We start from the raw sequence: 14,093 nt of genomic DNA on the forward strand, positions 1-14,093 counted from the left end.
ATGAACGCTGCAATTGCTGTGTTAGGGGCGGGCTCGTATGGGACCGCCCTTGCCATTTCACTGGCTCGTAATGGTAATCCAACTCTGTTGTGGGGACGCAACGCGGATGATATCCGCGTCATGGCCGGGCAACGGGTTAATCAACGTTATTTGCCTGATATCCGCCTGCCTGATTCTCTGGCTGTGACTGACGATTTGGCGTATGCCGTAAGCTCTTGCCGGGATATCTTATTGTCCGTGCCAAGCCATGCTTTTGCAGACACCTTAAAGCAAATAAAACCTTATTTGCAGCCTGCAGCTCGTGTGGCTTGGGCGACTAAGGGGCTTGAACCAGAAACCGGTCGTTTACTGCAGGATGTCGCCAAAGAAATTCTGGGTGAAGACATCTCTTTAGCTGTGCTGTCAGGCCCGACTTTTGCCAAAGAGCTGGCTAAAGGTTTACCAACAGCGATTTCTTTGTCCTCTACCGACCCCGAATTTATCGCCGCTTTATCCGATTTATTGCATTGCACTAAAACCTTCAGGGTTTATACCAATCCTGACTTTATCGGCGTACAGCTCGGTGGTGCAGTGAAAAATGTCATTGCTATAGGCGCTGGTATGGCCGACGGTATAGGTTTCGGCGCCAATGCCCGTACAGCGTTGATCACTCGTGGTTTAACAGAAATGTGCCGTTTAGGTTGTGCTTTGGGCGCAAAAAAAGAAACCTTTATGGGCATGGCTGGTTTAGGCGATCTGGTTTTAACCTGTACAGATAATCAATCCCGCAACAGACGTTTCGGTTTGTTGTTAGGTGAAGGCAAAGGCGTAGACGAAGCCATGACGACCATAGGTCAGGTGGTGGAAGGCTATCGCAATGCCAAAGAAGTCTTTAATCTGGCACAACGTGTTGGTGTAGAGATGCCTATTACCGAGCAAATCTATCAGGTGTTGTATCAGGGGAAAGATGCCCGGTTAGCGGCGATGGACTTACTCGGCCGCGAAAAACGCGACGAATAATTTAGCCGTCGTCCTTGAAGCCGCAGCTTCGTTGGCTGCGCGCTTTCGCCCCAGTCGCATAGTGATCTATGCTGTTGGGGTCTCAATCTCTTGCCGCCTCTCTGCAACTCCAATGACTTAGACTAAAATACCCGTCGTATTTGGTGCCTCAGCGTTGTTGCCTGCACTCTCTCGCCCCAGTCACATAGTAAGCTATGTTCCTGGGGGCTCGCTCCTTTGCTGTTTGGCTTCTAAGATGGACTCTCTGTCTTTGGCTCTTTATCCAGTAACGCTGCTATTTGTTCTGGCTGCACTGGTGGGCTAAACAGATAACCTTGTACGACCTGACAGCCCATCACGTGCAGTAAATAAGCCTGCATTTCAGTTTCTACACCTTCAGCCACTACTGCAATTTTCAGATAGCCTGCTAACCGGATAATAGTAGCGGTGATATTACGGTCTTGTTCGGACGTATCCATATCCTTGATAAAGGCCCGGTCAATTTTCAGAGTATCGATAGGGAAACGTTTCAGGTAACCCAAAGACGAATAGCCGGTACCAAAATCATCCAATGCCAGGGTAAAGCCCATAGCCTTGAGTTGATGCATGACTTCAAGACAATGTTCTGCGTCACGCATCATAGCGGTTTCGGTGATTTCCAGTTCCAGTACACTGGCATCCAGTTGATAGTGCTGTAACTCCTGCTGTAAGAAGTCGAGTAAGTCAGGTTGTTGCAGTTGTTGCACTGATAAATTCACCGCAACCCGGCCCCGCATCCGGCCTTGCTGTTGCCATTGTTGGATCTGCGCACAGACCTGGCTGAAGACCAGCCGGTCCAGTTGAATAATTACGCCATTTTCTTCAGCAATAGGGATAAACATCAAAGGAGACACTATGCCTCTGACTGGGTTATGCCAGCGGCATAAAGCTTCATAACCTACTATGGTGTTGCTGCCTACGTTGTATTTAGGCTGGTACACCACCTTAAATTCACCTTGATTGATACCACGCCATAAATCGCTCTCCAGCGCCAGATATTCAGGGGTGCGTTGCAGCATCTTGTCATTAAAAAACTGCGCATTATTACGGCCCATTTGCTTGGCATGGTGCAAGGCTGTATCGGCACTTCGTAACAATATATCTGAAGAACGGCCATCATCGGGATAAACCGCTATACCGATACTGGCGGTTAGAGTAATTTCCAGATCACCAAGCACCAGAGGCTGACGGATATGCATCAGTAATTGCAGGCTCAGGCGGTTTAACAACAGGTCAAATTGCTCAACACTAAAATGAGACGGCACCAGAATAGCGAACTCGTCGATCCCTAATTTCGCCAGAATGTAACCCGCAGGTAATTGTTTTTGTAAACGTTCTGCCACCATTTTCAGCAACTGATTACCGCTATCGTGGCCTAAGGAGTCATTAATTTTAGCGAAACGATCTAAATCAACTAATAACACTGCAAAGTGAGGAAAGCGGCTGCTGCAACTAAAAAAGGCTCTATCCAGATGTTCCAGAAATAAAGCCCGGTTCGGTAATTGGGTGAGCGGATCTCTGGTGCTGAGCTTACGCAGTTCCCGTTCATTCAGTTTACGGTTGGTCACATCAGAGAAGATAGCCAGATAAAGTTTTGGTTCCTGTGTCCCCTTACCTGATAACAAGGTAATAGCCAGAGATAAGGCAAAGCTATCGCCATTGGCTTTTTTACTCCAGACTTCTCCCCGCCAGAAGCTAAATTGCTGTAGCTGTTGCGCTATGGTCTTCAGTAGCTCAGTCTGGTGACCCTGAGCTGTGTAGAGTTGCAGAATTTGGCCCTCTATTTGTTTAGCGTCAAAACCTGTGATCTGACAAAAGGCCTGATTTACTTTTTCAATCCGCAGTTGTTCGTCACCGAGCCAGACCGCATCCTGAGTATTGTCAAACAGGGAACTGATCATCAATTGTTGCTCAAGCTGCTGATGCAAACGTTTTTGATGCGCACGATAACGCCATAACAATAATGCCAGCATCAACACGGATACAAACAACATCAACCAGAGCCAGCTCTGTTGGACCCACCAGTAACGATTAAACTGTAATTGATAGTCACCAGCCTGTTGCCAATTCAGGCCGTCCCGGCTCGCTTCTATAGATAACTGATAGCTACCACTATTTTCCAGCTGCAGTTTAAAATGACGTTGAGGATAGCTCAGTTGTACTGCCGAAGCTTTATCCAGACTATAGCGGAAGTAATTCCATTGCTGGCCTGAAGCCGGATAATGGCTCAGACGAAATTCCAGTTCAGGTCCCCAGCTGTCAATAAACAGCTGATGCTCTTTTTGCTTCAGATGTTGTCCGTTTTCAGTGATGAGGTCGAGGCGTAGTGGATTGATTACCTCAGAGTTTTTGTATTGCCGCAGCGGTAACCTATAGTGATTAATGGAACTGTTGAGCAGTAGTTGTTGCTCGATGACTTGAGGCTGAAAGGGCAGCAGGTATTCACCTTGATTCAATTGCCATTGTGCCACCGAGCTGTTGTTCAGATCCAACAAACTCAGCTGTTGTCTGGACCAAAGCCAGAGTTGTTGATCCTGTTTGAGCATATGCTGTTGCTGCCAGGGAACTTGCCACTGCTTTTGGAGGGCTAACTTCAGCTTATGGTCGTGCTGAGGTTGATAAAAATACAGTTGATCCGGGGTTAGCAGCCATAATCCTTGTGGTTCAGACTGCAGATCCGTGATCTGACGGGGATCTAGACAAGGTGTAGCGCTACAAGGCGCAAATTCGTAGCTACGCAAGCGCTGTTCTGTCAGTTGATAAGAGTAGAGGCCTTCATGGCCAGATAACCAGAGTTGTCCGGATTGATAGCGCACAAATGACCAATTTGTTTCCGCGCTGAGTAACGCAGCGCTTTGGCCTGAGTGTTCCCACTGCCACAAGCCCTGCTCCGTCAGATACCAGAATTTTTCTTCAGCAAGTGTCATATCCACTACAGGCTGCTGGACCAGAGCAATCCAGTTTGCCGTTTTTGCATCATAACGCCAGATTTGCCGGTCTACCCAGACAAAATACTGCTGCTGTTGCTGCCAGAACTTTCTGACCTGTTCAGGAGCGAAAGGAAAAATCAGACTGAGTGCTGGATCAGAACCTGCTGACTGCAAAGTTAATTGGTGCTGTGCTATCTGCCAGAGTTGGTTTTTATTATCCCAGATTTGTACTTTTTCAATCGCCTGCATGCTCAGAGTTGAAACGTGCGCTAAAGCTAAAGTTCCGGCCGTGTCAGCCAGCCAAATATTCTGATGGCGGTCGGCAAATAACTCAGTCCAGGCTTGGACCAATGGTTGGGTCTGCCAGGTTTTTTCAGCTGGCTGGTACAAATACAAATGTTGAGGAGACAGCAGCCAGACTTGTCCCAATGGATCGACTTCCAGATCTGTCGCATAAAAATGATCTGGCGGGGTAAGCTCCTGAAGTTGTTGGTCTTTTAACTGATAGAGTTGCTTGTTCTGTACCAATAACCAGAGCTGCTGATCCGGACCTAAAGCTAAATCTGTTTGCTGTGGCAGCTTCAGCGGATATTGTTGCCAGCTTTGGTTAGCCAGGTCATAACGGGTTAATTGGGCGTCTTTGGACCATAACCACAACGAGCGACCATCACTGACACCTTGCACCCAAGCTGATGCTGAGCTGTTGCGCCACAGCAGAGTTGCATGATCAGTCGCTGCAGACCATTGCCAGATTTCCTGCTCAGTTAAAATCAGCGGTACGGCACTGTCGGATAGAAATAAAGCTTTAATAGGCTGCTTGCTTTGCCAAATTTGACGGAACTGACTTGTGTTTTGTTCAAACAGCCAGAGTTGATCCATACTCGCCAGCCATAACTGCTGTTGATTCAGCGTCAATAATTGCACTAAAGCCTGAGTCTGTAGTTCCTTGGGTAAGTTATAAGACTGGTGCTCATGGCCATCAAAACGATGCAGCTGAGTACTGGTACTCCACCATAACAAACCAGAGTTATCCTGAGTAAACAGCTCTATGGCCAGATGCTGTGATTGACGGGAGTTCACCACGGGTTGCACTTGCAAATAGGCTTGAAGACCGCTGCTGCAAAAGATTAACCAAAGTGCCAGATAAAATTTAAAGCAACGCAGCAGCATCTGAATTCATTCTCCGGATCATCTTTATTAACTATATTGATACACCAGCAAGCTAAGTCACACTATAGCTTGATGCTTTTCAGCCTGGCAAACTCAAGGCCTTGCGCCTGGATAACCCAATTGACGCCAGGATTCATAGACAAATACTGACACTGCATTGGAAAGATTCATCGAACGACTATCAGGCGTCATTGGAATGCGCAGCCACTGTTCTTTAGGTAAGGTCGCCAGCAGATCCGCAGGCAAACCACGGCTCTCAGGGCCAAAGACCAAGGCATCACCTAGTTGATAAACCGCATCACTATGGTGATGACTGCCTTTAGTAGTGCAGGCAAAGACCCGGGCTGGTTGAACGTCCGTTAAAAATGCCGCAAAGTTTGCATGACGTTTCACATCCGCAAATTCGTGATAATCAAGACCCGCTCTTTTAATACGTTTATCATCCCAGGCAAACCCTAATGGCTCAATTAAATGCAGACGAAAGCCAGTGTTGGCACAAAGACGAATAATGTTGCCTGTATTAGGCGGGATTTCAGGTTCATATAACACTATGTCCAGCATGATGATTTCCAAATTCTTAAGCGCTGTGAGTGTAACAAAATTGGCGTACAATGCCTATGGATGCTGATGACGAAAGAGGCGTATATGGATAGTTTAAATACGAAGAAAACAAGGACTACAGATTACCAACTGTGGGTAAAACGTTCAGGCTACCTAACGTTAATCATAGCTCTTACTATTCTGTTGCTGAAGTTCAGCGCAGTACTGGCAACCAATTCCAGTTCGGTGCTGGCCTCTTTTACCGATGCTTCTATGGATTTGTTGGTCTCAGTATTGAATTTCGCTGTGCTCAGGTATGCGCTGCGTCCTGCCGATGACAATCATGGTTTTGGTCATGGCAAAGCGGAGGCTGTGATGGCCTTGTTACAGGCTGCTTTTTTAACTGGCGCAGCGGTGTTGTTGTTAACTCAGGCGTTCAGTCGTTTTCACCAGACAGAAGTTGTACAGCAATTGGAATTTGGGATGGGCATAACACTGCTTTGTGCATTGTTAACCCTGACTCTGGTTATGGCTCAGCGCTGGATCATTCAGCGCACTGGCTCTTTAGCGGTCAAGGCTGATCTACTGCATTATCGCAGTGATTTATTAATGAATCTGCTGGTCATAGTGGCGCTGTTTTTCGCCAGTCAGAACTTACTTTGGGTGGATAACCTGGTGGCCATACTGATCTGTGGTTATTTACTCTACAGCGCATACGAACTGGCAAAAGAGGCGCTACAGCATTTACTGGACGAACAATTACCTGAAGAGCAGTTGTTACTAATAGAGCAATCTTTAATGACTCAGCCTGAAGTGCTTGCTGTAGAGCAACTAAAAACCCGTCAGGCTGGGCCCCATGTATTTATTCAATTACGTCTGGTGCTTAAGGATGATTTATCTTTATTGGCCTCTCATAGCATAGTGGATAAGGCCGAGCAGCAGCTGATGGCTTTATACAAACAAGCCGAAGTTATTATTCATGCAGAGCCTTATTCAGAGTCCGAGCTGAAGCACAAAACGGTTCAGAGCCGCAAATAACTGGTTACGTAGCGGGTCGGTTTCAAAAATAATTTCATGCAAAGCGCCCTGAATTTGCACCAATTCACAAGGCTGGCCTTGCTCTGAGTGTTTCTGCTGATACAGCTGCTGCATTTGATTGTCTACCACAGGATCCTCTGTTGCCTGCAGGATCAATTGAGGCAAGGTCAGAGCGGCCGCCTGTTGCAACGCCTTGATGGCAAGCAGGGATTGTTGTAACCATTGACAGGATACTCCGCCTAGTTGTAATTGTGGCTGTGCCTGATACAGCTGGCGAAACAGCTGATAACGCACAGGGCTGTGAGTCAGATGATTGCCGGCAAAAGCTTTATCCTGATAAGGCTTTTGCCCCGGAAAGTAGCTGCTTTGTCTGCCGCATAAATTATTCAGTGTTGTAATAAGGCTCACCAGTATTGTTGCTACTGTTTTTGGCAACGGCTTGCTTTGAATGCCAAACATTGGGGAACAATATACTGCCCCGATAAAACCATGCTGACGGTATTGCTGCAAATAACGGCACAAAATGGCACTACCCATGGAGTGCGCTAATCCCAGGAGCGGAGCTTGTTGTGTTGGCACTATGTGCTGCTCTAGCCACAGTGCGAAGTCCTGCACATAATGCTGAAAATCAGCCACATCACCTAAATGCCTATCTGCATTGATCCTGTCCGACAACCCCTGGCCTCTGTGATCAATCAAATGCACAGTAAAACCTGCCTGATACAAATCAAAGCAAAATTCCTGATACTTCTGAGCTGCCTCAATACGGCCGGGAGACAGCACTATTTCAGCGCGTGGCGCAGGGTGACGGAAGCAGCTGTAACAAATCTGCGTCTGGTCAACACTTAAAAAGGATTGATGCAGACCTTGTTGCCAGAACTTTTGTAATTCAGGCTGAGCCTGTGCCAGTTGCTGTTCGGTAAAACTGGCAGTCAAAGGTTTATGTGATGGTGCAGACAATCAAAGATCCTTAATGGCTCAGAGGTAACAGAATCCGTATTAATAAACCGCCGGTTGCAGGTACAGAAGCTTCGATACTGCCCTGATGTTGCCGTATGGCTGAGGCCGCGATCGCCAGGCCAAGGCCCGTACCATTTTGATGTTCGCGTACTGTCGATACCCGATAGAAAGGCGCAAAAATTTGCGATAAACTTTCTTCCGGTACACCAGGCCCCTGATCCTGTATCAGCAATTCGAGCTGTTGTTCGTGTTGCTTCAGCGTGCATAAAATCAAGCTTTCTGCTGGGCTGTATTTAATAGCGTTTCGCAGCACATTTTCAATAGCACGGCCCAATAAACGTTGATCTGCGGCCAACCAGCACTGTTCAGGCGCATTGAGCTGTACCTGTTGTTGTTTTGCGTCGGCCTCCAGTTGATTTAACTCAATAATAGCGCTGAGCAGTTCTGTTAAGTCCAACTGCTGTTTTTCCAACGGGTACTGACCTGCATCGAGGCGACTGAAGGTTAATAACTCATCCAGCAGTTGATCCAAAAGTTTCAACTCCATTTCTATACGCTGCAATTGCGGATGGTCACCTTGACGTTGTTGCAATGCCAGGGCTAATTGCGAGCGGGTCAGTGGAGAACGTAATTCATGCGACACATCCCGCAGTAAGCGCTGCTGATTGTGGATCAGGTTCTCTATCTGGGCCGCCATGGTATTAAAGCCCCGACCTAAATCACCCAGTTCATCTTTACGGGCAGCCAGGGCGGTCACCCTGTTATCCAGTTCTCCTTGAGCAAACTTTAAATGGCTGCTGCTGAGTTCACGCAAAGGCCGGGTGATCGACAAGGCCAGAATGAGGCTGGCCACCGCCGATACGGCCAGCAGCAAGGTCAGTAATGAGCCTTCCGGCAGTGCATGCAGTTGCCACCAGGCTTGTTCAGGTCGTTGTTTTAACTGAAACAACGCAATATTTTTGTCTGAAATTACGGTCAGTAAGGGACCGGCCACATAGGTATTTTTGTGCACCAGTAAACGCGGACGGTTCAGTTGCGACAGTTCAGTCAGCCAATTCGGATCAAAGTTTGAGGGCAAAGCGTCCGGATTGAGTAACTGATTGCTGTCCACATCGACCATCAGCCAACGCCCTTTGTATTTACGTTCCAAATCGCGTTGTAAGGTCGTCAGGTTGGCAAAAGGCTGAAAGTGTTCTTTCAGGTGCCTGAATTGCTCTGCGACAGGGTGAGGTAAACGCCGTATTTCAGTTTGTTCAGGCCAGCCTCTGGCGAGTAAAATTGCGCCAGCCACGGCTACAGACAGCACCAGCCAAAACCACAAAAAAATTCGGCCAGCCAGATAGTTCACCGGATTACAGCGGGACCAGTTCATCGCTATTCGCCTTCCAGCAAGACATAACCTAAGCCTCTTAAGGTCTGAATTTTCTCAGCCTCATCGTAGTGAGCAATTTTTTTGCGGATATTACTGATATGCATGTCCAGACTGCGATCGTACAGTTGCAATCTTTTCCCCAGAGCCAGCTGACTTAAATCTTCTTTACTGACTACATCGCCTGCATGGCGCATCAACAGTTCAAGAATTTGGTATTCAGTGGCGGTCAGTACCAGCACATTGTCCTCCACAAAAATCTGGCGTTTGGCGCTATCCAGTCTAAGACTATTCACTTGCAATGACGCCAGTTGAGGTTGCTGCTGTTGCTGGATCAGTTCAACCCGGCGCAAAATCGCCTTGATGCGTGCCACCAGCTCACGGGGACTAAAAGGTTTGGCCAGATAATCATCTGCACCGAGTTCAAGCCCAACCACCCTGTCTATTTCATCCCCCCGAGCGGTCAGCATCAGTACAGGACAATAACTATATTGGCGTAGCTGTTTTAATACCGTCAGGCCATCCATACCCGGTAACATAATATCCAGCAGCACCAATTGAAAAGCGTTGGATCTGGCCAGTTCCAGACCTTCAGCTCCCTGATGCACAGCTTTAAACTCATAACCGTCCAGTTGCAGATACTCCGCAACCAGTTGGGTCAGCGCTACATCGTCATCAATCATTAATATAGAAGTCATTCTGGCTCCAGAGCATTTTTTGCCAGTGTAAAAGACAGCGTAAACTTGTTGCAGTCCTTTACACAACCTTTACGTTGGCTTTGCGCTGCTTTGCATTGGGTATCGTAAGCTATCACTGTCGCAATAAGAGCCAAACAAGGCAAATGAGGAAAGACACTATGAAACATTCTACAGTGATTGCATTGGTATTCAGTGGTTTATTAGCTGCCACCAGCATCAGCAGTTTTGCAGGCCCTGACCGTGGTCATGAAGGCCACGGCCCGGCAGCTGGTTTTCATATGAAAGCTAAAGGGCTGGATTTAACAGAGGCACAAAAAGATCAGATTAAAACTCTAATGGAACAACACCGCGCTAGCATGCCAAAACGCGATGAACTAAAACCAGAAATGGAGCAGCTCAAAGCCCTGGTGCAGGCAGATACTTTTGACGAGGCGGCGGTGCGGGCTTTATTGGAGTCCAGGCAGAAAGACAAACTGGATCACGAAGTGGCCCGCGCTAAATTACAGTTTGAGATCAATAAGGTGCTGACAGTGGAGCAAAAAGCTAAATTAGCAGAGCGTCAGCAAAAATGGCAGGAAAAAGCTAAGGCCAGAGCAGAAGCTAAGTCTTAATTTAAACAGCTGAGAAACGGCGGTCTGCTGATGCAGGCTGCCGTTTTTTTATTGATAAAGCTGCACTTACTCTTTCACGATCATCACACCGTGCTTTCCTTACCAGCTTGACACTGCTAACTTATCGCTTTTTGCGTTTTGGGGTGAGTTATGAAAAAAAGTCTGTCGTATTTGAACTGGAGCCTTGCGCAGTTAAAGTGTACCAGCCTGGGCAGTTTTGTGTTGGCGGCGGCTGCAGTGGCTGTGTTTGTTTTTTTTCCAAAATACACAGTGCAAAGTGATGGCTCAGATTTATTGCAGGTACCCGCGGTGCTCAGCGGCATGAACTGTGATGCTGATTTAGCTGGTAAAGGCATTATTTATCTAAAAAGCAGCTTGTCGACGGAGTGGTTACCGCTGCAAGGCCGACAGGATTGTGACAATACCCAGCAGTTGTATGGCTTTTTAAACAGGGAAAATCAGCTGATATTTTTTATTGAAAACAAAGTCGGAGACTTCTTAATTCACGGTGTGCGCACTTCGGCGACCAACAAAAAACTGCTGTGGCCGGAAAACAACATCATCGTAATGAACAAGTGGAACAGTCTGCCGCTGGTACTGGCATTCGTCTTCTTTGTCTGTGGCGTGATGTTTTGGCGAGCTTATGCGCAGCGTACTGAGTTTTAAGCAGCTACTGGCCGTAGTTGTTCTGTCAGCCACTGAATAAAGTGAGCTACAGCGGTGCTTTGTATGCTGTCGGTTTTGTAATGCAACTGATATTGGCCCCAGGGCAGCTGATAGCTGAACTGGCGTAATGCCACCAACTGACCGCTGGCTAAAGCTGTGCCAGCGATAAAGTCATTCGACAAGGCAAAGCCACTACCCGCTGTGACAGCTTTTGTCGCCAATAATGCCAGATTGACATAACGCAGTTGCATAGCCGCTGGGCTGCGTAGCTGCTGATGTTGACACCATAATTGCCAGTCTTCCCCGGTTTCTGAACTGTAAAGCGGGTAATGCAGTAATTCAGCTGCGTTGTCCGTCTTTAATAGTTGAAACTGAGCCGGAGCACACACCGGATACCAGAACTCAGTTCGTAGTTGCCGGCTGACGAAACCAGCCGGAGCAGGCCAGGTGCCCAGGATAATATCGTATAGCTCAGGATCGGCGTTATTTGCCATCGAAGCCATATCCAACAAGGTATCCAACTCCGGATGTTGTTGTTTAAACAACTCCAGACGGGGAGCCAGCCACTCTACAGCTATGGAGGTTTGTGCCAGAATTTTGAGTTGGACAGGCGGCTGATTGAGTAAATGCTGAGTCACAGAATTTAGCCGGACAAAACAGTCCCGCACCACTGAATACAACATATCGCCGGACTGGGTCAGCTCGACACTCTTATTTTGCCTCAGCAGCAAAGGCTGGCCAATAAAGTCTTCCAACAGTTTCACCTGATGACTGACTGCACTTTGAGTAACATAAAGTTGTTCTGCCGCTTTGCTAAAACTTTTTAGTCGTGCTGTGGCTTCAAAGGCTTGCAGTGCTTTCAGTGGAGGTAACATGGATGAATCCAATTCATGATATGTTGAATTTATATCATTTTAATTCATGTAATCACAGCTGCATACTTTGAACTATCAACAGAATAGCGGAGCAGAGAATGAGTCAGATAGGCGGGAAAACCAAACAACAAGCGCTGGACAGCTTAGAACCTATGATCGTGGGCGTCGAAGCCATCAGCGCCGCTGAGTATAAGGCCCGTATTCACAAGGCACAGCAGCTAATGCAGCAGCAGGGTATAGATGCTTTATTCCTGAATGCGGGTACTAATTTAAGTTACTTTACTGGTACCCTTTGGTACGCCAGTGAGCGTTTGGTTGGTGCTTTGCTGCCAGCTAGTGGGGAGCTGGTCTACATCAGTCCTGTATTTGAAATTCCGACTCTGGCAGGTTTTCAGGTGATGAAAGGCGAGGTTTTGGGTTGGCATGAGCATGAAAATCCGTACGAGCTGTTGCTGAGCACCTTAAAGCAACGCTGTGCTAAAGCTGAACCAGTGCTGGCGCTGGATGACAGCAGTGCGTTTTTTATCTTCGAAGGTTTACGTCAGGCTGATCCAAAGCAGCAGGTCGTCAGTGCTAAAGCCATTACACAAGGTTGCAGAGCGCAGAAGTCGGCAGCAGAAATAGCCATTATGCAGCGAGCTATGGATATGACCTTAGCTGTACACAAAGCTGTGGCCAGTATTTTGTATGAAGGCATCAGTACAGCGGAAGTGGAAGCTTTTATCGATGACGCCCACCGTAAAGTCGGGGCCAGTGGTTCGTACTTTTGCATCGTGTTATTTGGGCCAGATTCGGCGTACCCGCATGGGGTGAAAACGCCAAAAAACCTTGAAAAGGGCGATATGGTATTGATTGATACAGGCTGTCGTTTATTGGGCTATGTCTCTGACATCACCCGCAGTTATGTCTTTGGTCAGCCTACAGCTCGTCAGCGTGATATCTGGTCTGCAGAAAAGGCTGCTCAGGCGGCAGCTTTTGCGGCGGCAAAGTTGGGTTTGGCTTGTGGGCTGGTGGATGCCGCAGCCCGTGAAGTATTGGAGTCTCATGGCTTAGGACCGGATTATGCTTTACCCGGTTTACCACACAGAACAGGTCATGGTATCGGCATGGACATTCACGAAGGGCCTTATCTGGTGCGCAATGAACACACGCCACTGGCTGTAGGGATGTGCTTTAGTAACGAACCTATGATCTGCGTACCAGGTGAATTTGGCGTACGGCTTGAAGATCATTTTTATATGACAGCCTCAGGTCCACGTTGGTTTACTGAACCAGCCATCAGTATTGAGCAACCTTTTCCGCTTTAATTCAGCGCGGCTCAGTCGTATTCGAACCAGCTGCTTTGAGTGGCTGGTTTTACCTTTTGCTGATATTCAGTAACTTTTGCCAACCGAACCATTACAAATGGTCACAGGGTTTTTCCTGGTTGTTCTTAGACTAGAGCTAACTGAAGGAGATCTGTGATGAAGCACTGGGCTTTACTGGTAGGTTTGGGTTGTTTGAAGCTGTCTGGATGCAATATGGAATTGCTCGGCGCAGACAAGGCTTTTAATTTTGATTTCAATACAGGCAGTCATGGCTGGACTGCCGGCTTTTCAGATTATCCTGCGGATAACGCAACAATTTATCAGTTGGAGTCCGGGCTTCGCGCTTTACCGGGCGAGTCGGCTAAAAAGGGATTTTACCTGTCAGGCATGAATCGCAGCGACGATCTGTTTATGTATTTAAAGAATCAGTTTTCCGGACTCGAACCTTCAACTAAATATTACGCCAGAGTACGGCTGACATTTTTATCCAATGCTGGTGTGGACTGCGCCGGAGTAGGAGGCGCACCTGGCGAAAGCGTGTACCTGAAGTTTGGTTATGGTGATAAAGAGCCCAGGCAGGAAGGTTATTACCTGAATTTGGATAAAGGACAGCAATCACAGTCTGGCAGTCACGCCAAAGTTATAGGTAATGTGGCAGCCAAAGATGCGGCTTGTGATGGCTCGACATTTGCTGCAAAGACAGTACAAACCACCACCAAGGAACGAATTCCTTTGTACAGTGACGGGCAGGGGCGGGTTTGGGTTTTTGTGGGTACAGATTCTGGCTATGAAGGCTTAACTTCGTTGTATTACACCAGCATAGAAATTGCGCTCGAGCCTTTTTAACGCGAAAGACCAATTTCCTGCCGGTCAGATGTATTGATGTGGCATTTGACCGGTTTTTTATCCAGT

General features: G+C 47.6%; 12 protein-coding genes. 6 read left to right on the forward strand and 6 right to left on the reverse strand.

The features are described 5' to 3' along the window. Positions 1–999, forward strand: a complete 999-nt coding sequence (gene gpsA / locus WH43_RS06710; RefSeq protein WP_053423860.1) for an NAD(P)H-dependent glycerol-3-phosphate dehydrogenase — start codon at positions 1–3, stop codon at positions 997–999. Positions 1,000–1,229: 230 nt separating this feature from the next. On the opposite strand, the gene WH43_RS06715 is transcribed toward gpsA, so the two are convergent. Next, positions 1,230–5,030: an EAL domain-containing protein gene (locus tag WH43_RS06715; protein WP_286049547.1), complete on the reverse strand. Its 3,801-nt coding sequence runs from the start codon at positions 5,028–5,030 to the stop codon at positions 1,230–1,232. Positions 5,031–5,210: 180 nt separating this feature from the next. Then, positions 5,211–5,678, reverse strand: coding sequence for a tRNA (uridine(34)/cytosine(34)/5-carboxymethylaminomethyluridine(34)-2'-O)-methyltransferase TrmL (gene trmL, locus WH43_RS06720; RefSeq protein ID WP_053423862.1), 468 nt, complete (start codon positions 5,676–5,678; stop codon positions 5,211–5,213). 84 nt (positions 5,679–5,762) lie between these two features. On the opposite strand from trmL, the gene WH43_RS06725 reads away from it, so the two are divergent. After that, positions 5,763–6,695 carry a cation diffusion facilitator family transporter gene (locus WH43_RS06725; RefSeq protein WP_053423863.1) on the forward strand — a complete coding sequence of 311 codons (933 nt, stop codon included), beginning with the start codon at positions 5,763–5,765 and terminating at the stop codon, positions 6,693–6,695. Here the strand turns inward: WH43_RS06725 and WH43_RS06730 are convergent. From WH43_RS06730 to WH43_RS06740, 3 genes are read right to left on the reverse strand one after another with little or no spacing between them, the layout of a single operon-like run. Beyond that, positions 6,651–7,655 (reverse strand): alpha/beta fold hydrolase, encoded by a 1,005-nt coding sequence (locus WH43_RS06730; protein ID WP_053423864.1) that lies wholly within the window; start codon positions 7,653–7,655, stop codon positions 6,651–6,653. The genes WH43_RS06725 and WH43_RS06730 overlap by 45 nt on opposite strands. Before the next feature lie 10 nt (positions 7,656–7,665). Continuing rightward, positions 7,666–9,027, reverse strand: coding sequence for an ATP-binding protein (locus WH43_RS06735; protein ID WP_053423865.1), 1,362 nt, complete (start codon positions 9,025–9,027; stop codon positions 7,666–7,668). A 2-nt stretch (positions 9,028–9,029) separates the two neighbouring features. Next, on the reverse strand, positions 9,030–9,722 hold the full coding sequence (locus WH43_RS06740) for a response regulator transcription factor (protein WP_053423866.1): 693 nt from the start codon (positions 9,720–9,722) through the stop codon (positions 9,030–9,032). A 158-nt stretch (positions 9,723–9,880) separates the two neighbouring features. Here WH43_RS06740 and WH43_RS06745 point away from each other — a divergent pair, with 158 nt between their 5' ends. Both WH43_RS06745 and WH43_RS06750 read left to right on the forward strand, forming a co-directional pair. Then, complete coding sequence (locus WH43_RS06745) at positions 9,881–10,333, forward strand: Spy/CpxP family protein refolding chaperone (RefSeq protein ID WP_053423867.1); 453 nt, start codon at positions 9,881–9,883, stop codon at positions 10,331–10,333. Between the two features lie 150 nt (positions 10,334–10,483). Beyond that, positions 10,484–10,999: a hypothetical protein gene (locus WH43_RS06750; protein WP_053423868.1), complete on the forward strand. Its 516-nt coding sequence runs from the start codon at positions 10,484–10,486 to the stop codon at positions 10,997–10,999. On the opposite strand, the gene WH43_RS06755 is transcribed toward WH43_RS06750, so the two are convergent. After that, complete coding sequence (locus WH43_RS06755; RefSeq protein ID WP_053423869.1) at positions 10,996–11,874, reverse strand: LysR substrate-binding domain-containing protein; 879 nt, start codon at positions 11,872–11,874, stop codon at positions 10,996–10,998. The two genes, WH43_RS06750 and WH43_RS06755, sit on opposite strands and share 4 nt — an antisense overlap. Before the next feature lie 98 nt (positions 11,875–11,972). On the opposite strand from WH43_RS06755, the gene WH43_RS06760 reads away from it, so the two are divergent. Next, a complete protein-coding gene (locus WH43_RS06760; RefSeq protein WP_053423870.1) occupies positions 11,973–13,181 on the forward strand; it encodes a M24 family metallopeptidase in 1,209 nt (402 codons plus the stop codon). A 156-nt stretch (positions 13,182–13,337) separates the two neighbouring features. Beyond that, positions 13,338–14,027, forward strand: coding sequence for a hypothetical protein (locus WH43_RS06765; RefSeq protein ID WP_053423871.1), 690 nt, complete (start codon positions 13,338–13,340; stop codon positions 14,025–14,027). Positions 14,028–14,093 lie beyond the last annotated feature (66 nt).

This window comes from Rheinheimera sp. KL1, from assembly GCF_001275035.1.
Taxonomy (GTDB): Bacteria; Pseudomonadota; Gammaproteobacteria; order Enterobacterales; family Alteromonadaceae; genus Pararheinheimera; species Pararheinheimera tangshanensis.